General features: G+C 57.9%; 1 pseudogene. It reads right to left on the bottom strand.

Going from position 1 to position 449, the window contains the following annotated elements:
* Positions 1-438, bottom strand: a pseudogene (locus tag M3196_RS21785) (hypothetical protein); the annotation flags it as partial.
* Positions 439-449 lie beyond the last annotated feature (11 nt).

Raw genomic sequence — 449 nt, 5'->3', positions numbered from 1 at the left:
ATCTTTGCCCACCTGAGCCAGCGGGAACTGCGCGCTTTCGCAGCCAATCCCCAGCGTTAAGCCCGGCTTACGCCCTTCCAGAATCACCCGATTCCAGTTGGTGCGGGTGCACAGCAGCTCATCGCTGCTCATCTCCGGCGCGTCGGCCAGCGCGCACCAGACCATAAACAGGTCGAGGAAACGCACCTGCTGGGCGTCAACGCCGATCGGCGAGAACGGATTGATATCCAGCGAACGCACTTCGATATACTCAATACCACCGCGCAACAGCGCATCGGACGGGGTTTCGCCCCGACGGGTGACGCGTTTCGGGCGGATCGGCGCATAAAGTTCATTTTCAATCTGCAGAATGTTGCTGTTGATCTGCAGATACTTGCCGTCTTTCTGCAGCCCGATTTTAGCGTACTCTTCCGACGGCGTTTTAATCGCCCGCTTCAATCCTGCCACAT

The sequence above is a fragment of the Fictibacillus nanhaiensis genome, from assembly GCF_023715445.1.
Lineage (GTDB): Bacteria > Bacillota > Bacilli > Bacillales > Fictibacillaceae > Fictibacillus > Fictibacillus nanhaiensis_D.
Note: the sequence above shows the minus strand (reverse complement) of the source record. Positions and strands in the feature narration are given on the sequence as shown.